Source organism: Paenibacillus sp. FSL L8-0340 (assembly GCF_038593145.1).
Classification (GTDB): Bacteria; Bacillota; Bacilli; order Paenibacillales; family Paenibacillaceae; genus Paenibacillus_AQ.
This window is the reverse complement of record NZ_CP151967.1, coordinates 367,223-385,666: the sequence shown is the minus strand read 5'-3', so window position 1 is coordinate 385,666 and position 18,444 is coordinate 367,223. Positions and strand designations below refer to the sequence as shown.

Here is an 18,444-nt window from a genome sequence, read left to right as displayed (position 1 = left end):
TATTTGTTCCTGTTTTAGAGACTGAATTCGCTTGGACTAAGTCCCAGTACACTGCAGATATTCCGCACAACCGCTTTCTCATGCTCATCAAAATCACCGTCTGCTGCACCGATAGCCGAACATACACCAACAATTACGCGTCCAACCTCCGGCTTGCTGCTGAATTTAGCAATAGCTTTGAGTGCTTCCTGTTTGCCGATTTCCGGGGAAAATTCAAAATTGCTTACGTAGAAATTGAACTGGGCAATGACATCTCTCATGTCAAACACTTTGAGTTCATTGCTGAGATTCATATACCCCGCCATTTTGTTCTTTTCGGTTTCTTCAATCTTGCCATCAGCCGCCGCAACCAGCGCGCAGCCTGCAACTACCGCGTTCATGAAATCTTTATTTTTAAATTTCTTAACTTGTTCGGTTAACCCGCTCTTTGTTGTATTCAACCAATTTTTAAATGTGCTCATCGTATTCTCCTTCTATCATTATAGAGTATGATAAATAAAGATATCCCAGAGCCTCCTCTCCTTCTATTCGACAGATATTCTTAGTATTTGTCGATCCGTAAGTTTACTATTCTAATATAACCGATAAAAAAACAATATTCTAGTTTGCCACAATTTCACAGTACTTTCGACAAAAATTCCTTAGTTCGTTCATGTGAAGGATTGCCAAACAACTGCTCCGGAATACCCTCCTCAACAACAACGCCCTGTTCCATAAAAAGTACACGATCGCCTACTTCGCGCGCAAAGCCCATCTCATGCGTGACTACAACCATAGTCATACCCTCGCGGGCCAAATCCTTCATTACCGCCAGCACCTCACCGACCATCTCCGGGTCCAGCGCCGATGTCGGCTCATCGAAGAGCATGATCTTCGGCTCCATCGCCAGCGCCCGGGCAATTGCGACCCGCTGGGCCTGCCCGCCCGACAGGGATGCCGGATACATTTCCGCCTTCTCGCTTAAGCCGACCTTTCGCAGCAGTTCCAGCGCTTTCTGCCGCGCTTTGTCCTCAGGCCATTTACGGACCTGCATCGGGGCCAGCATAATGTTCTCAATGACCTTCTTGTGCGGAAACAGATTAAATTGCTGAAACACCATGCCAACCTCTGTACGGATATCGTTAATTCTTGTACTTTTGGCCATCAAGGAAGTTCCTTCAATGATAACATCGCCCTCTTGCGGCTCCTCCAGCAGATTAAGACAGCGTAAAAAGGTCGATTTTCCCGAACCCGAAGGCCCGATAACCACCACAACCTCCCGGCCGTGGATATCCACGTTAATATCGGCCAGCACCTGATGGGCACCGAATGATTTATGTAAATGTCGCACTGAAATAATAGGCTCCATATAAGGTTACACCTTCCGTTCAATATAATTGAGCAGCTTGCTGAGTGAATAGGTAAGAAGGAAATAGATAAAGGCAGCGGTCAAATAAGGCTCCCATATCCGCAAGTATTGGCCTTTCATCGTATTGCTCCAGTACATAATCTCCGGTGCGGCAATAAGCGCAAGCAAGGAGGAATCCTTGACCAGGACAATAAATTCATTCCCGAACGCCGGAACCATCCGTTTGATCGCCTGCGGCAGAATGATAAAACGCATCGCCTGCCATTTACTCATTCCAAGCGACAACGCGGCTTCCCGCTGTCCAGGATCGATCGACTGGATACCGGCACGAAAAATCTCGGCGGAATAGGCGGCAGAATTCAACGAAAGTGCGACAAATGAGGTCATCAGGACGTTGGTCGTGCCGTACAAAAGAGGAATTACCCCAAAATGCACGATCAGGATCTGTACATACAGCGGTGTGCCGCGAAAGAAGTTAATATAGGAATGGAACGGCCAGCGAAAATACCATTTCGGAGCCATTTTGCCGAAGCCTATCCCCAAGCCCAGGATCGAGCCGCAAAGAATAGATACAATAGATACTCCAATTGTGAATAGCGTTCCCTTCAGTAAGACCGGCAAATAATGAACGATGATGTCGAATCTGAAGTCCATAGAATTCTTCCCTTCTCTTCTGCTCTAATTTTAAAAAAAAGAAGCATGCGCAATAGCAATCATTACGCACGCTTTATTGTTCCTGCTTGCTTACTCCGCGCTAAGAAGTGTGGCTGTATCCGGTTCTTCCCCGAACCAGGTTTTGTAGATCTCGGCATACTTCCCGTTCTCAATAACAGCTTTGATTGCCGGATCCAGTTTGGCTTTCCACTCACTGCCCTTAGGATACAGAATGCCGTAATATTCGGAACCAAAGTTCTCCTTATCGAGGATGCCCGTTACTTTCTCTTTCGGATTGTTCTTAATGTATTCATTCACGATGGCGATATCAGCCACCACCGCGTCGGCTCCGCCGCCTTTCAGTTCCATCAGCGCTACTGCATTGCTGTCAAAACGTCTCAGGTTGGCGTTGTCGACACCCATAATCCCGCTCATCAGATCATCGGCCGTTGTAGCCCCTTGTACCGCTACGGTCTTATCTTTCAGGTCCAGCGCATTCTTAATATCACTGCCCTCTTTAACCATAATCATATTAGTGGATTCAAAGTAGGGGATAGAGTAGTCATAGGTTTCCTTGCGTTCGTCCGTAATGGATACCGAGGATAGACCTGCCTGATATTCCGTGCCCTGTTTCACACTGGAAAGCATTGTGTCCCATCCCGTATTCGTCACTGTATAATCGATACCCGCTTCTTCCATAACCGCCTTGATGAAATCAATGTCAAAGCCCTTGATCGTATCCGTATCCATATACTCCATTGGTGCGTAGCTGGCGTCACTTGCGAATTTGATCGGCTCTCCTGCCGCATCTCCGCTTTTGGCGTTATTGTTGGAACCACAGCCCACCATAGACAAGACCAAAAATGCCGCCAAAGCTGACATTGCCCACTTTTTTCTGATCCCCATTTTCCAATCCCCCACTCATTTTGTAAAATACTTAAGGAGATTTTAACAGATCACAGTGGTGATGACAATTAACTTTTCTCATTTGTGTAATGTTTTATAACACCAAATCCATAGATTGTAACATCCATTGTTAAAAACAGTCCTCATATCTGCCATGAACATGCCATAAAAGCAAAAAAAGACACGGCCAAGAGATCATGATTCTCCCTGGCAGTGCCTTCTTATTTCATGTTATATACTTCTGTTCGATGGTTCCTTAAAAGGTTAAGTCCCCATCATACGAAGATATCATTCTGTACAGCTCCGGACGGCGGTCACGGAAAATGCCCCACTCTATCCGGCCCACTTCCAAAGCATCCAGATCAAATTCGCTGACCAGTACCGTCTGCTCATCCCGCCCGGCTTCAACGATTTTGTTGCCCTGCGGGCCGGCAATGAACGAGGAGCCGTAGAAGTTAATGCTGGAATCCTCGTCAATTTCCTCGCCAATCCGGTTGGAGGCCACGACAGGAATCAGATTCGCCGCCGCATGGCCCAACATGCAGGCCTGCCAGTGATCCTTGGAATCAATGGATCCGTCCTGCGGTTCCGAACCGATGGCTGTAGGATAGAACAGAATCTCCGCGCCCATTAGACTCATGACTCTGGCGGCTTCCGGGTACCACTGGTCCCAGCAGACGCCGACACCGATCTTGGCATAGCGGGTATTCCATACCTTAAACCCGGTATCCCCCGGATTGAAATAGAATTTCTCTTCATAGCCGGGACCGTCAGGAATATGGCTCTTGCGGTATTTGCCCAGCACCGTGCCGTCGGCATCAATTACCGCCAGCGAGTTGTAACGGGCGTAGTTCTTTTTCTCGTAGAAACTGATCGGCAGCACGACTTGCAGCTCTTTGGCTACAGCCTTGAAATGATTCACTGCTTTATTCTGCTCAAGCTCAGTGGCGTAGACGTAATAATCAGATTTCTCCTTCTGGCAGAAATACGGGGTTTCAAACAGCTCCTGCAGCAAAATAATCTGTGCGCCTTGAGCCGCCGCTTCCCTGACCAGACTGTCAGCCTTGCGAATATTCTCATCAATGTCGCCGGAACAGCTCATTTGTGTAGCGGCTACTTTTACTTTTCTCATGATTCTGTCCTCCCTAGCGAGTAAGTTATTTTGTGGCAGGCATCTGCTGGGTCGTGCAGTGTACGTTTCCGCCTTCGCCGATGACCGCCATACCGTTCACCGTACGGATTCTACGGTCCGGGAACAAAGCAGCCAGTCTCTGCTCCGCCAGCTTATCCGTCTCGGAAGCCGTCCCGCCGAATACCGGCAGTATAATGCCGCCGTTGACGAAATAGAAATTCAAATAGCTAAGCGTCAGGCGGCTGTCCTCATAGTCCACGCGTGGCGGCTGCTGAATCTGGATAATCTCCAGCTTCCGGCCTTTGGCATCCACCGCATTCTCCAGAATACGGAGATTCTCCTGAGTGATGCCGAAGTTCTCATCCTGCGGGTCGTCGCAGACCTGAATGATGACTTTGCCCGGAGCGGCGAAGCAGGCAATATTATCTACATGGCCGTCAGTCTCGTCACCGCTGAGGCCTCGCTTCAGCCAGATGATCGACTCGGTGCCGGTATATTTCCGTACATATTCCTCAATGTCTGCCCGGTCCAGCTCCGGATTGCGGTTCGTGTTCAGCAGACATTCCTCCGTGGTGATCAGTGTGCCTTCACCATCAGTATGGATAGAGCCGCCTTCCATTACCAGCGGTGCGTCAAAACGTTTCATCTTCAGCTGCTCCAGAATTTGCGGAGCCACCTCATCATCCAGATCCCACGGCGAATATTTGCCGCCCCAGGCGTTAAATTTCCAGTTCACACCGGCGAGCACGCCGTCTTTACCCAGAACAAACGTCGGCCCGTTATCACGCAGCCAGGCGTCATTATGCCGGATCGGCAGCATCGTTACATTCGCCCCGAGTTCTAGTTCCTCTACCATCCCCAGATCGTCCGGATTGATAACCACGGTAACCGGCTCGAACTCAGCGATGGCACGGATGATTCCGGCATAACCGTCACAAACGGATTTATGGTTGTCCGGAAAAACCATGGACGCCTTAACCGGCCAGGAGATGAAGGTCCGCTCATGCTTGCCCCATTCCGCCGGCATTGTATAGTTCAAATCTTTAGGATACATTTGTTGTTTACCTCTGCTGTTTATATTTGAAGCGGGAAGATCCCTGAAAGCTCCTTACCCATCATACAATAAACCGTCATTACGCTCAATGCCGCGCAGAATAAGGTCACCCTACAGTTTGATATGCTTAACGACGTTGCCCGTAAAATCTTTAACCGTGAACTCGCCGTTCTCAATAATACCGTAGGAATTCGGGTTATTCTCTTTGGGCAGCGAGATGGAGCCTGGATTCAGCACATAGATGCCTTCTTTTATACCGGCTACCGGCAGATGGGTATGTCCTTGGATAAATACATCCCCTTCAGCAAGTGCAGGCAAATGCTCAATGCTGAAGCCATGCCCGTGAGTAGCATAGATCTTCCGGCCTTCGTGGAGAATCAGTACATAATCCCCCATCATCGGGAACTCCAGCAGCATCTGATCGACCTCTGCATCGCAGTTGCCTCTAACAGCCACCAGAGATTTCCCGTACGCGTTAAGCTTCGTTGCGACTCCCTGGGGATTATAACCGTCCGGCAGCGGATTTCTCGGACCGTGATATAAGAAGTCCCCCAGAATCACTAGCGTATGCGGCTGCTCCTCTTCTACTTTTGCCAAAGCCTGCTCCAGCCAAAATAACGATCCGTGAATATCAGAAATAAACATCAGCTTCATCGTATAATCTCCCTCTCTGTTCAATCCGTTTAAATAGCTTATCTTTTATCTTAACTTTCCTTGGCCCCGGAACGCAAAGCGGACGCCCCGCCGGGACGTCCACATGAAACACCTATCCAAGATATACTTAAGGCAAATTGGAGGCTCCTGTCAGGAAGCGGTCGACTTCGCGCGCAGCCTGGCGGCCTTCATTAATCGCCCAGACTACAAGACTCTGGCCGCGGCGGATGTCTCCTGCGGCAAATACACCCTCGACATTGGTCGCCTGCGCACCGAATTCCGCTTTGGCGTTGGAGCGTTCATCACGTTCTATCCCAAGCTCATTCAGCACCGTTTCTTCCGGACCGGTGAAACCCAGCGCCAGCAGCACCAGCTGCGCCTTAATTACCTCTTCGCTGCCCGGAACTTCTACCGGAACCATCCGGCCCTGCTCATTGCGCGTCCATTCGATGCGCACCGTGTGCAGCTCCTGCACATGTCCGCCGTCATCCCCGGCAAAACGTTTCGTGGAAACGAGGTAACGGCGCGGATCTTCCTTATACAAGGCAGCGGCTTCCTGCTGGCCGTAGTCCACTTTGAGTACCTTTGGCCATTCCGGCCAAGGATTGTTGGATTGGCGGGTCAATGGAGACTGTGGCATAATTTCCAGCTGGATGACACTGCGGCAGCCGTGCCGGATCGAGGTAGCTACACAGTCGGTGCCGGTGTCTCCGCCCCCGATCACAACAACATCCTTGCCGGCCGCAGACAAATATTCACCGTCAGCCAAATCAGAGTCAAGCAGGCTCTTTGTATTCAGCGTCAGAAATTCCATCGCCTGATGGATTCCCCGAAGCTCGCGGCCTTCCAGCGGAAGATCACGGGCTTGTGTCGAGCCGCCGCAGAGCACTACAGCATCATTATCTTCTTTGAGCTGCGAAGCAGCAATGTCTCTGCCGATTTCGGTCCGGGTTACAAAGGTAATGCCTTCCGCCGCCAGCAAATCCACCCGACGCTGCACGGTTTTCTTATCCAGCTTCATGTTTGGAATGCCGTAGGTCAGCAGACCTCCGATCCGGTCAGCCCGTTCATATACAGTTACGCTATGGCCTGCTTTGTTAAGCTGTGCGGCACAGGCAAGGCCGGCCGGTCCGGAGCCGACTACGGCTACCTTTTTGCCCGTACGGGTCAAAGGCGGCTCGGGAACAATCCAGCCCTCGGCGAATCCTCTATCTACAATCGACTTTTCAATGGATTTAATCGTTACGGGATTACCATGAAGGCCCACGGTACAAGCACCTTCACAAGGAGCCGGACACACGCGTCCTGTAAATTCAGGAAAGTTATTGGTCTTGTGCAGCCGTTTCAGCGCAACTTCCCAATTGCCGCGGTAGACCATGTCATTCCATTCCGGAATGAGATTATGCAGCGGACAGCCGGAGGCCATCCCGGACAGCAGGCGTCCTACATGGCAGAATGGTGTTCCGCAATCCATGCAGCGCGCTCCCTGCTCCCGCAGCTTCTCCTCTTCCAGGGGCACCGAAAATTCATTCCAGTTCTTAATCCGTTCTAAAGGCTCACACTCCGCAGGAGTCTGCCGCTGATATTCCAAAAATCCGGTTGTTTTACCCATTCCTGTCATCCTCCGAGTCTCTCTAATTGACCGCCGAAAACTTCAGGGGCGGCATGTTGCCCATTCGGCTCCAAAAAGGCAGTTACGCTCTGTCACCGACTGATCATTTGTCACTGTAAAGCAGCAAAGCAAAAAACTGCGAGGAGGCCAAGTTCTCCCTCCTTCACAGGTCCTGCCAGGTACTGTCGTGGATTGAAATGCCTTAATATTATCATTGTTCCACTATACCCTAAATGAGCAATGTCACTTTTTTAAATAAAATTCCGGAGAATGGGCAGAGCTGGCTGAAAGCGTTATTTCACCTTAATCATTTTATACACAGCATTTAATACTTCCAGCAAAATCGCTGTAACCGGGAAGATCACCCAGTTGATGTCCCAGCGTTCAAAAATAAATCCGCTAATCAGAAAACAGCCGGTAGCCAGCGGCCAAGCGATGGCTGCGATAGAGCTCTTGAAGCGTTTTTCCTCTTTCTCTTCAGGGACCTCGGTGTACTACTTCTCCTTGAGCAGAAAGCCAAAGCTTTCCTTGATACTCCCATAGTAGATGAACAGGAAGACAGGCAGCGCAATGAGCACAAGCAGAATAGTGACCCCGTAGCCGCTGGCATCCTCATTGATTGCAGACCAGGCAAGGACAGGAACCGGAGAGAGTACACACAGGGATACACCCAGAGTCAGAGACAGCGTATAGGTAGGGGCAAATGCACGGCTGCGCTGCTCGATCTCGGTCCGCAAAAAATAGGGCAGATTAAAACCCTTTTGCAGATATTTATACCGCTCCAGCCTTGTGTCGCTGAATATGAACAGTGCAACCGCCAGCGCCACCAGCAGCAGCAGCACAATCACGCCAATAATTCCGGCAGTGTCTTCTGAAATCACCCCACGGAGAAAACCAAACTCTGCCAGGGTAACAAGCAGAATCAGCAACGCAGGGCCGATGATGCACAGCATTACTCCAATCCCCACCATAAAGCCGCTGGTCTTCTTGGCAACCAGATATCCCCATGTATCCTCCGGGGCAAGTACAGGCAGCAGTGTATCCTCTCCCCCCATTGTAATTCCAAGCTCGTCAATCAGCTCATCAATGTTGCCGAACTCGGAGATGACAATACCGACCGCCTCATTCTCTGATTTGCCTTCTTTCTTCAGTTCGTAATATTTCTCCTCCATACTAGCCAGCAGATCCTGCTTCAACTTATATGTCTGTTCTGTTCTGGGCAGGGAAGTAAACATGTTGTTCAAATAGCCCATAATGGTATCCATCCTGATCACAGCTCCTTTATGAATTTGTTAACGACCTCTTGCGTAACTTTCCATTCCTCGCATTTTTCCAGATAATAAGCCAGACCTTGCGGAGTTATACGGTAATAGGTGCGTCGTTTCCCAAAGGTCTCATCCATAAAAAAGGAATCGATGTACCCATTCTTCTCAAGCCGGGTGAATGCGGAGTACAGCGTAGTCTCTTTCATGATGTACTTCTCCTCCGACAGCTTCCTGATGTTCTTGGAAATCTCATAGCCATAGGATTCTCCGTCCAGAAGCATATAGAGGATGAGCGTATCGTTGTATCCCCGTATGACATCACTACTGATCAAAAGCCTTCCTCCTAACTTATTCCTCATTACTTCATCTGTCGTAGTAATTGCATTGTAGCATAATTACTACGACAGATAAAGTAGTTTTATAAAAAATGGGCCTCGGATTCCAGTGTCCTTATTGGGTGGCTGCGCTCCGTTTATTAAGGTTTGCGGACGCTAACGGCGTTATCTCTCCAGATTGCCACCTGCGTTCTTCCCTAACGGGCAGATAACGCCCACGGAGTCGCCAAATTGGGACAATATGGATCGACGCAAAAAAAGGATGCCACTCTCCAACCGAGTGGCATCCTTTTTTATCAAATCATTATATACAGTGTATTCGGGAACTTATTGCCGGACGGCCAATACGACCATTCCAATGCCCTTGGCGGTCAGCTTGCCCCCGGCAAGCTTCGAGACCAGATCCTCACCGAAGAGGATGCTCCACTCGCCAAGCTGTGGCACATCCAATGACACTCCGGCTGTATTTGAATTATAAAGCACGTATAAGTGCAGCGCCGGATCGCCTCCGGCGTGATCCCGGAGTGTATAGGCTATTGCCCCGGCAGGCGCCTTCTCAAACATCAGCTGTGCGCGGATTTCCTCCGCGCTGCGCAGGCGAAATGCCGGGTGGGCTTGCCTTAGGGCAATCAGCCGCTTCATATAAGCAATATCCTCCACATGTGCCGCTGCGCGTTCCCAGTCCATACGGTTGATCTCAACGGGAGACTTAAAGCTGTTCTCCACCCCGTCCTTAGTTCGCATAAATTCCTGTCCTGCATGAAGAAACGGAATCCCCTGGCTCGTCATTACCATTGCCGAAGCCAGACGATGCATCTCTCTGCGCCGCTCATCGCTTTCCCCTTTGCTGGAAATTACAATTTTATCCCAGAGAGTATGATTGTCGTGGCATTCAACGAAGTTCACACACTGCTGCGGCTCATCAGCAAACGCCCCCATGGATTGACCGTACACGACTCCTCCGGTAATCCCCGTCTTCACCACCTGCTCGAGGCCAGTCTTGCCGCCGATAAATCCAGGCTCTTCATAGCGGAAAATATTCCCCTTTACTGCATCGCGGAACCCGTCGTTGAACTGTCCGATGCCCGGAAGGGCATCCGCATTGCTCTGGCTGGCAAGGCGCTCCGCCGGAAGCTCCGTATCCAGGAGCCAGCCTTCCCCGATAGTCATCAGTGAAGGATCAATTTCGTCCAGACGGCGGCGGATCTCCTGCATGGTTTCTATGTCAAGCAGTCCCATCAGATCAAAGCGGAAACCGTCGATATGATATTCATGGGCCCAGTACAGCACCGACTCCACAATAAACCGGGTCATCATGATCCGCTCAGAGGCGACATCATTGCCGCAGCCCGATCCGTTCGACAGACTGCCGTTCTGCTTATAACGTAAATAATAGCCGGGAACAAGCTTGGTGAAATTAACAAGGTAGCCGTCATAAACATGATTGTAGACCACATCCATGATTACGCGCAGTCCGCAGTCATGCAGTGTCTGGATCATTGTCTTCAGCTCGCGGATTCGCAGAGCCGGATCATACGGATCCGTAGCGTAGGAGCCTTCTGGAGCATTGTAATTTTTGGGGTCATAACCCCAGTTGTAATGAGGCTGGTCCAGCCGGGTCTCATCAACACTTTCTGTAGCATAGTCATAAATAGGGAGCAGCTGCACATGAGTCACTCCAAGATCGGATATATGATCCAGTCCGGTAAGAATCCCGCCCGGTCCGCGCGTCCCTTCTTCGGCCAGACCCAGATATTGTCCCTTATGGGCAATGCCGCTAGCCGGATGAACAGACAGATCCCGCAGATGAAGCTCGTAAATCACCGCGTCCACAGGGTCAGCCAGAGGTGGCTTATCTTCTGTCCAGCGCTGGGGATCGGTCTTGCGCAAATCGAGAATCACCGCTCGATCTCCATTCACACCGACAGCCCGGGCGTAAGGATCGGCCGCTTCATTCCACTGCTCCCCGATGCGCACACGATATGTGTAGAACTTGCCCTCCAGGTTCCCGGCCACGCTCAAACGCCATGTTCCCCTGACATCACGGATCATCGGCAAGATATCTCCGGCGGCTTCATGCCATGAGCCATAGAGCACAACCGCTGCTTCTTGCGCGGTAGGTGCCCACAAGCAAAAGGCCGAGGAAGCAGGCGTATACGTCACACCAAGGTCATCCCCGTCATAACTGAAAAGCTCATCAAATTCCTGGGCGAACACGGATATTCCTCCGGTAGCCGCCGGATCACCATAATAAATCGGTTCTTTCAATTCCTTTTGTACGGACAAGGCCATCTGTCTCCTTTACCCTTTAATAATTGGAATTATATCCTAATTACTGATTTTGTGCAAACGTTTGTACTTGACGGTTTCATCAAGCTGCCCTTCCTGCCGCCTGAAGGTTACAGCTGATGCCCTATGGTAGCTTCCTTGATATCCAAAGCCACCATGGTTATAACATCTTTATTGACGTTATAAGGGATAAGGCGTGCCTGCCCGGGAGTGAACCCGCCGTGCTTATGCCGCATCCCGTTGTCATGAACAATAAGTACAGGGCCTCCTCCGCCCTCAGACTCCTGATAACCGATTCCCAGCACCCAATGATAATCATAGGCGTATTTTCCCCGCCAGCGAAAAGTGAGCCATTTATCGAATTTGAGCGCCACCGGCCGCTCCGCATCAATCTCTGCTTTGTACCGGTCTATATCATTAAACACACTTACGGAGAATAGTCCGTGTTCCTTCGCCTCCAGAGGAGCAGAAGACCGGATATAAGCTGTGACGCCTTTGGTAAAGCTGCCCACGCTCATTCCCCAAGGTGTTCCGCCATGATGGCTGTATATGTGATTAATATGCGCCGCTTTGGAAGTAAAATGACTTGCTCCGGGAATAAAAGTCCGGCCCTTCCGCGTGCGCCAATATTCCATTAATGCGGCGATGGTCGCCGGACCGCAGGCCGAGCCGGGTGAAGCAACACCCGGTTCCCACTGCGTATAAGGTTCAGCGGGCAGCTTGTGCTGCTGCGGTGCTCCCCTCATAAGGATATCTTCTCCTGACGCTGCTGTAGTATCCGTTCAATGTCGGAGGTGAGAAACGGTTTACTGATGAAATCCTCCATACCTACAGCCAGGCATCTTTCACGGTCCTCCCGTCTGGCATAAGCAGTCACAGCCACCATAAAGGGCCGCTTGGCCTGGGGGAGCTGTTCCCTGATTCTGGCCGCTGCGGTAAGCCCGCTCATCTCCGGCATCTGCACATCCATAAATACCAGATCATAGGGCTGCTGCAGAACGGCTTGCACCGCCTGCTGGCCGTTCTCCACCAGGTCCGCAGTATATCCGCGTTTCTCCAGCATGATCAATAGAAGCTTTTGATTAACGGGATGATCTTCTGCGACCAGAATCCGCAGCGGACCGTATTTCGGCTCCAACTGAGGAAGGCCTTCAGTAAGCAGAAGGCCACTCCCTTCCTCCTCAATCCGGGAATAATCATCGGTATCGGCAACATCAAGGCTACTCTCCGGTACTGACGGAGTCTGCTCATGCACCGGTTCCTCCTCCAAATCACTAGGATCATGGTCAATATCCAAGGGCAAGGTAAAGTAGAAGTTTGAACCTACGCCTTCCACACTGTCCACTGCAATCGCTCCGCCCATAAGCTCAACCAGCCGCTTGCAGATGGAAAGTCCCAGTCCGGTTCCGCCATACTTGCGGTTAATGGACGGATGCAGCTGGGAGAACGATTGGAACAGCAGAGACTGTTTCTCCGGCGGAATTCCGATTCCCGTATCCCTGACATTAAACTTCAGAGTCAGCTTATTCTGGTTAGGACAGAATTCCGTCCCCACCTCAATAGAGATATGACCTTCTTCAGTAAATTTCACTGCGTTGCTGACCAGATTCACCAGTATCTGGCGCAGCCGGGCCGCATCGCCCATGATCAACTCCGGAACATCGGAAGCAGCTTGGCAGGTCAATTCCAGGTTCTTCTCTTTCGCTTTCAGCGAGAACAGCTCGGTTACGCTTTCCAAGACCCATTCAAGACTTACCGGCTCATGCACAAGGATCATTTTTCCGGCTTCTATTTTGCTGAGATCCAGAATTTCATTGAGGATATATAGCAGAGAAGTACTGCTCTGGCTAATAATCTCCGCATATCCGCGCTGCTCTTCATCCAGCTCGGTCTCTGACAGGAGATCCGTCATCCCCATAATTCCGTTCATCGGCGTCCGCAGCTCATGGCTCATAATCGCCAGAAACTCCGATTTCGCCTGATCCGCTTTCTCTGCCGATTCCTTGGCGCGGATAATCTCCTTCTCATCCGTAATGTCACGGAACACAACAACCGCACCTTTACGGTCTCCTTTATCAAACAGCGGAGTAACCTGATACTCGGCCAGAAAGCTTGAACCGTCTTTGCGCCACAATACCGCATCTTTGCTCTGATGGGATTCCCCCGCACGGACGGCCTGCATCAGCGGGGAATCCTCCGGCCGGTAATGCAGGCCGTCCAGCGCTGTGTGCTGTATGTGATCCAGATAAGGATGGCCCATAATTTCACCGTAGGCGAAGCCCAGCATCTGCGCCCCCGCCGGATTGATGAAGGTTACCTTCCCCTCCGTATCAAGACCAAATATGCCTTCGGAGACTGCATTTAAGATCAGTGTGTAATCATTGCCCAGTTTCTCGATCTGCTCGGTATACCGGATACGCTCCGTAATGTCACGGGAAATTCCGTATACACCGACGACCTTGTCCCCGACAATAATCGGAATGTTGGTCGTACTGATTTCTACCAGATGGCCATCTTTATGAATAAGGGTCAGATCATAGCTTTGAGGCATTCCCTGGCAAGCCAGATTAAAATGATACTGCGTCTTCGCCATATCCTTCTCATGCACAAGGGGGCCGAAATAGTTGCCCACCAGCTCCCCCATTGAATATCCGCTCAGCACCTCCAGATTGGAGTTGCAGGTTAAGTAATCTCCCTGCAGATTCATGGAGTATACAGCTGACGGATTATATTCAAACAGCGACTTATAGCGCTGTTCATTCTCTTGAAGCTTGGACTCAAATTGCTTACGCTCCGTTATGTCACGGCCGACGGCAATAATCTCCACAATCCCGCCTTGCTCATCTAAAATATACCTGCTGTTCGTCTCAAACCAGACATAGCCTCCGTCCTTGCGCCGGTAACGGTAGACCGCCGCCGGGATGCAGCGGGTCTGCTCACTTTGTGCCATCATTTCTTTCATTGCTATTAAATCATCGGGATGCAGATAATCAAAAGCACTAGTGCCGACCATTTCCTCCGGCTCATAACCGAGCAGAGAGCGGCTGGCCGGAGAGCAGTATAAGAAAATGCAGTCTTCTATCGCATGGCGCGAGATCAGATCCAGGGAATTTTCCGACATTAGCCGGTAATTCCGCTCATTTTCTCTAAGCTTCTGCTCCATCTGCTGGCGTTCAGTGATATCCTGCATCATTCCGATAAGCTGAACAGGCTTGCCGGCCGGTCCCAGTACGGTATCCCACTGAATATGTACCGCAAGCAAGGTTCCATCCGCAAGGACCAGCCGGTAGGTATTCTCACCGGAATTCCCGTCTTCCAGCGTCTCCCGCACCCTTGTGAACATGTCATTGATGTCGTCCGGATGAACCAGATCGAGAAACTTCTGGTACTCGACCTCGGCTGCTCCAATACCAAGCTTCAGCATACGCTGCAATTCTTCCGAGAGAGACAGCTTGCCTTTCGTCAAATCCCATACCCAGGAACCGATTCTCGCGACTCTTTGCGCCGTGGCCAAAGCCTCCTCATTATGCTTGCGGCCCGTCACGTTACGGCCAATACCCATGATCCGGATGATTTCATTGTTTTCTCCCCGAATCACATGAAAAGAGCTTTCGAACCACAAATAATGCCCGTCTTTATGGCGTAAACGGCGGACATAGATGTCATTCTTCAGAAGACCGTCAGACTTGTCCATGCCCTCGATATCATCAGGATGATAAAATTCCAGCCGGTTTTTACCAATTAATTCCTCAGGTGCAAATCCGATTAGCGAAAGCGATGAGGGGGAAATAAAGCTTAGTGTGCCGTCGGGCAATGTGAACGAAATCATGCTCTGATCGTCTTTTAGAAATAAATCATACAAATCACGGCTGTCTACTGTCAGCTGATCGGCGATTTTCCGGTCGGTGATATCCTGCGCGTATACAATAATATGTGAAGAGTCTTGTCCTGCATCAGCCCGCACGAATGTAAGGGAAACCCATACAGAATGTCCTGCACGATTATAAAACCTTTGTTCACTCTTTAAGGTATCACCGGGGGTGTAGGAAAGACCCTCCAATACACTCATTAGTGTGAGCCCTTCCCGGTCTTCCTGTTCTGGCTGTGACGCACTCTTGTTTCTCAATAAAGCTCCGGCTAGAAATTCCGTTTCACTGCAGCCGAGGATGTTGCAAAAAGCGGAATTGACCTTTATCCATTTGTCCTTTTCTGAGGCCAGGACGGCCATTCCTACCGGAGACATCATGAAGGCTTGATCCAAAATATTGCTATTATATGCCAATTCCATTAAACAAGGCCCCCTTCGTCATGAGCCGGCTCGTATGCAGCTCTCTGTTGTATTATTAACCAGTATACGATAAGAGAAGTTCGGAATAAACGCGCAGCCTGGTTTCCATGGAAAAAAGTTTAAATTACAAATATTGACTGGGTTTTGTCCTTCCTTTATAGTTTAGATAATATTTCATTCGTGACCTATTACGACGGAAGCACCCGTAATAAAGGCTTAATAGCCTTTACTGCGGGTGCTTTTTTGTTGTTGCGGAATTAGGGATGAGAATAAGGAGGAAAAAGATGAACAAGCTTAAGAAGATTTCCCTGGCAATGCTGGCACTTCTGCTTGCAGTATTATCTTCAACAGGTGCTGTAAATGCATCCGGAACAGCACTGACCCCTTCGATTCAAGCCTCGTTTGAACTGACTGCCGCCACTGCTGACGATACTGCAAGGACCAGACTTAAAGGGTATTACAGTGATTTATCCGTTCTGATTACCCAGTATGACAGCCGTGAGGCGCAAATCCGCCGGCTCCATGACAGCAATACGCAAGCGCTGATCATTGTCCGAAACCAAATTAAGGAAATAGATCAGTCCACCGTGACCCGGCTGTCCTCAGCCGTAAGCGGCACCAAAGAACGTTACCAGCCTCTCTTTGATCAATACAGCGCACTCAACCGCCGGATTAACCTCCTCAGGGGGCTTAAGGACAAGGTCCTGAAGGATGTGCTCCGCACACAGGCTGATGCTATGAAAATTCTCGTTCAATTTGCCCGTGAGGATATCCGCAATAAAGAAGCCCTGCTGAAAGCGGCCAAAGAAACCCGTACCAAAAAGATGGCCGCCGCACGTAAAACCTTGGCGGGGATCGAAAGCCCCCAGGCCTCTATCAAGTCCCAGAAAAGTGTGGCAGCCTCCTTGAACAAACGGATATCGGCCGATTTCAGCGACTTCAAATCGGCTATCCGCAAGCAAAATCAGGCTTTAACTGCTCAATCCTTGTCATCCCTTGTCTCAGGCTACCGTCAAATGGCAGCCAGCAAGCTGAAGATCATTGAGCTTGAGCAAAAAATTGCCGGTGTGATTGCGGACGCGGCCAAGCAAATCGCAGCATGATTGCTGAAGGAATGTGTCTTCCGACTCTTGGTCCGCATATGGTAGGTAGAGACAATATCCATCAGCGGGCCTTGAGGAGGCTTATATTATGCATATCTGTATTATTGCACCGGAGCAGTTCCCGGTGCCGGGGAACGGTTCAGTGGAGATCTGCATCTGGGCGATTGCCAGAAGGCTGGCCCGGCGGCATATGGTAACGGTACTAAGCCGCAAGTCACCAGGACTGCCCGACTCTGCAGAGCTTGAACAGGTCCGTATTATCCGTCTGGCTTCAGGCAGTCCTTCCCGTTATCTTGCCTCGGTACTCAAATATCTTGAGAAGACGTCCTTCGATATGATTCAGATCGATAACCGGCCGCTGCTGATGGCCGCCGTGAAACACCAGCATCCCCTGACTCCGGTACTGCTGTATCTGCACTCTCTGACGTTCGTACCGGCAGAACGCCGAATTGCCCGCAGCCTGGCGAAGGCTGACGGAATCGCTGCCAACAGCCGCTCCCTGCAGCAACGAATTTCCCGGCGTTTTCCCGGCCTGGACAAGAAACTCAGTGTCATTCCGCTGGGAGCGGACCTGTCCCGGTTCATACCGGCCGAAGAACCGGAACGGCAGCGTCTCCGGCGGTTATACAGACTCCCGCAAGTGTTCACGGTGCTGTTCGTCGGGCGGGTGATCCCCCGTAAGGGAGTGCCCGTACTCCTGCAGGCCATGCGCATTCTCAATAAACGCCTGCCCTCTCATCTGATCATAGCCGGCCGGGGCAAACCTCCATATATCCAGCGGCTCAAGACCCTCTCGCGGAGACTGGGTGTATCTGTATCTTTCGTTGGAAACATCGCCCACGAGGATATTCACAGCCTGTATCAGATGGCCGATTGCTTTGTCTGCCCTTCCCAAGGTCATGAATCCTTTGGATTGGTCAATGTGGAGGCCATGGCCTCCGGGCTGCCGGTTATTGCTTCGAATAACGGCGGCATCCGTGAGATCATCACGTCAGGCCACAACGGCTACCTGGTGGACCGTTACCGTCAGGCCACCCCTTTTGCCAGACGTCTGCTGATGATCGGACGCAATCCCGCGAAGGCGGCAAAGATCGGGATGCAAGGGCGGAGTGATGCCCTGCGGGCTTTTGAGTGGAGGCATACCACAGCACAATTGGAGGAGCTGTACCGCTCGCTTTTGCCGTAATAACAGAGGAGTCTGCCGCAAGGGTGCTCCTCTGCAATGCGACAATGTGTAACAAGAAATTAGTGATCTTATTCGCAGGATATGGCCTGCAGTAAATATTATACTCGTATTGTAAGCGTTGCCATTAACAAAATGTATTGCTTATACCGCTATCATGAAATTGGCAACCCCCTACAACACACTAATGGCTGTAGAAAGGGTGCATCGTTATGTTAATGATCAAAGCTATAGTTAGACCCGAGAAAGCGGATGAAGTCATGGCTGAATTAATGCTTGCCGGCTTCCCCTCCATCAGCAAGATGGATTTGCTAGGCCGCGGGAAACAAAAGGGAATTCAGGTCGGCACCAACTATTACAATCAAATTTCCAAGAAGCTGCTGATGATTGTCATCCAAGATGATGAGAAGGACGATGTAATCAGCATTATTATGAGAACGGCAAGAACCGGTGAGCACGGCTCCTTCGGTGACGGTAAAATCTTCGTGCTTCCTGTACTGGAAACCTTCACAATCAGCAACGGTAAAAACCAACTGTAACCCTTGTCCCTTTGATAGACAGGTCAATAGAAAAGAGGCAGCACAACATCCCCCGGTTCCGGCTGTTCCGGTTCAAGGGTAC

At 50.5% G+C, this 18,444-nt stretch carries 16 protein-coding genes; 3 read left to right on the top strand and 13 right to left on the bottom strand.

What is annotated here, in order from left to right; all coding sequences use genetic code 11:
• Positions 1 to 14 precede the first annotated feature (14 nt).
• The 13 genes from NST07_RS01780 to NST07_RS01720 all read right to left on the bottom strand — a co-directional run bounded on the left by NST07_RS01780 (position 15) and on the right by NST07_RS01720 (position 15,537).
• The gene (locus NST07_RS01780) at positions 15 to 461 is read right to left on the bottom strand and encodes a tellurite resistance TerB family protein (RefSeq protein ID WP_038585038.1); all 447 of its coding nucleotides are present in this window, start codon (positions 459 to 461) and stop codon (positions 15 to 17) included.
• Between the two features lie 155 nt (positions 462 to 616).
• Positions 617 to 1,339, bottom strand: coding sequence for an amino acid ABC transporter ATP-binding protein (locus NST07_RS01775; RefSeq protein WP_341097518.1), 723 nt, complete (start codon positions 1,337 to 1,339; stop codon positions 617 to 619).
• A 15-nt stretch (positions 1,340 to 1,354) separates the two neighbouring features.
• On the bottom strand, positions 1,355 to 2,002 hold the full coding sequence (locus tag NST07_RS01770) for an amino acid ABC transporter permease (RefSeq protein WP_341089336.1): 648 nt from the start codon (positions 2,000 to 2,002) through the stop codon (positions 1,355 to 1,357).
• 90 nt (positions 2,003 to 2,092) lie between these two features.
• Positions 2,093 to 2,908 carry a transporter substrate-binding domain-containing protein gene (locus tag NST07_RS01765; RefSeq protein ID WP_341089334.1) on the bottom strand — a complete coding sequence of 272 codons (816 nt, stop codon included), beginning with the start codon at positions 2,906 to 2,908 and terminating at the stop codon, positions 2,093 to 2,095.
• A 256-nt stretch (positions 2,909 to 3,164) separates the two neighbouring features.
• On the bottom strand, positions 3,165 to 4,040 hold the full coding sequence (gene aguB, locus NST07_RS01760; RefSeq protein ID WP_341089332.1) for an N-carbamoylputrescine amidase: 876 nt from the start codon (positions 4,038 to 4,040) through the stop codon (positions 3,165 to 3,167).
• 25 nt (positions 4,041 to 4,065) lie between these two features.
• Entirely contained in the window at positions 4,066 to 5,094 is a 1,029-nt protein-coding gene (locus NST07_RS01755) for an agmatine deiminase family protein (protein ID WP_342480962.1), read from the bottom strand.
• A gap of 111 nt (positions 5,095 to 5,205) precedes the next feature.
• Positions 5,206 to 5,748 (bottom strand): phosphodiesterase, encoded by a 543-nt coding sequence (gene yfcE / locus NST07_RS01750; protein WP_341089330.1) that lies wholly within the window; start codon positions 5,746 to 5,748, stop codon positions 5,206 to 5,208.
• A gap of 127 nt (positions 5,749 to 5,875) precedes the next feature.
• Entirely contained in the window at positions 5,876 to 7,360 is a 1,485-nt protein-coding gene (locus NST07_RS01745; RefSeq protein ID WP_341089329.1) for a glutamate synthase subunit beta, read from the bottom strand.
• Between the two features lie 494 nt (positions 7,361 to 7,854).
• On the bottom strand, positions 7,855 to 8,625 hold the full coding sequence (locus tag NST07_RS01740) for a permease prefix domain 1-containing protein (RefSeq protein ID WP_341089328.1): 771 nt from the start codon (positions 8,623 to 8,625) through the stop codon (positions 7,855 to 7,857).
• 5 nt (positions 8,626 to 8,630) lie between these two features.
• Entirely contained in the window at positions 8,631 to 8,957 is a 327-nt protein-coding gene (locus tag NST07_RS01735; RefSeq protein WP_038585016.1) for a PadR family transcriptional regulator, read from the bottom strand.
• A 330-nt stretch (positions 8,958 to 9,287) separates the two neighbouring features.
• On the bottom strand, positions 9,288 to 11,246 hold the full coding sequence (gene pulA, locus NST07_RS01730) for a type I pullulanase (protein ID WP_342480961.1): 1,959 nt from the start codon (positions 11,244 to 11,246) through the stop codon (positions 9,288 to 9,290).
• A 113-nt stretch (positions 11,247 to 11,359) separates the two neighbouring features.
• Positions 11,360 to 11,995, bottom strand: a complete 636-nt coding sequence (locus NST07_RS01725) for a C39 family peptidase (protein ID WP_341089325.1) — start codon at positions 11,993 to 11,995, stop codon at positions 11,360 to 11,362.
• A complete protein-coding gene (locus tag NST07_RS01720) occupies positions 11,992 to 15,537 on the bottom strand; it encodes a PAS domain S-box protein (RefSeq protein ID WP_341089322.1) in 3,546 nt (1,181 codons plus the stop codon). The genes NST07_RS01725 and NST07_RS01720 overlap by 4 nt, the downstream gene beginning before the upstream one ends.
• Before the next feature lie 284 nt (positions 15,538 to 15,821).
• On the opposite strand from NST07_RS01720, the gene NST07_RS01715 reads away from it, so the two are divergent.
• The 3 genes from NST07_RS01715 to NST07_RS01705 all read left to right on the top strand — a co-directional run bounded on the left by NST07_RS01715 (position 15,822) and on the right by NST07_RS01705 (position 18,362).
• Positions 15,822 to 16,640, top strand: a complete 819-nt coding sequence (locus NST07_RS01715; protein WP_341377073.1) for a hypothetical protein — start codon at positions 15,822 to 15,824, stop codon at positions 16,638 to 16,640.
• 88 nt (positions 16,641 to 16,728) lie between these two features.
• Positions 16,729 to 17,826 carry a glycosyltransferase family 4 protein gene (locus tag NST07_RS01710; protein ID WP_341089320.1) on the top strand — a complete coding sequence of 366 codons (1,098 nt, stop codon included), beginning with the start codon at positions 16,729 to 16,731 and terminating at the stop codon, positions 17,824 to 17,826.
• A 215-nt stretch (positions 17,827 to 18,041) separates the two neighbouring features.
• Positions 18,042 to 18,362, top strand: a complete 321-nt coding sequence (locus NST07_RS01705; RefSeq protein ID WP_342480960.1) for a P-II family nitrogen regulator — start codon at positions 18,042 to 18,044, stop codon at positions 18,360 to 18,362.
• The last annotated feature ends 82 nt before the right edge of the window (positions 18,363 to 18,444 follow it).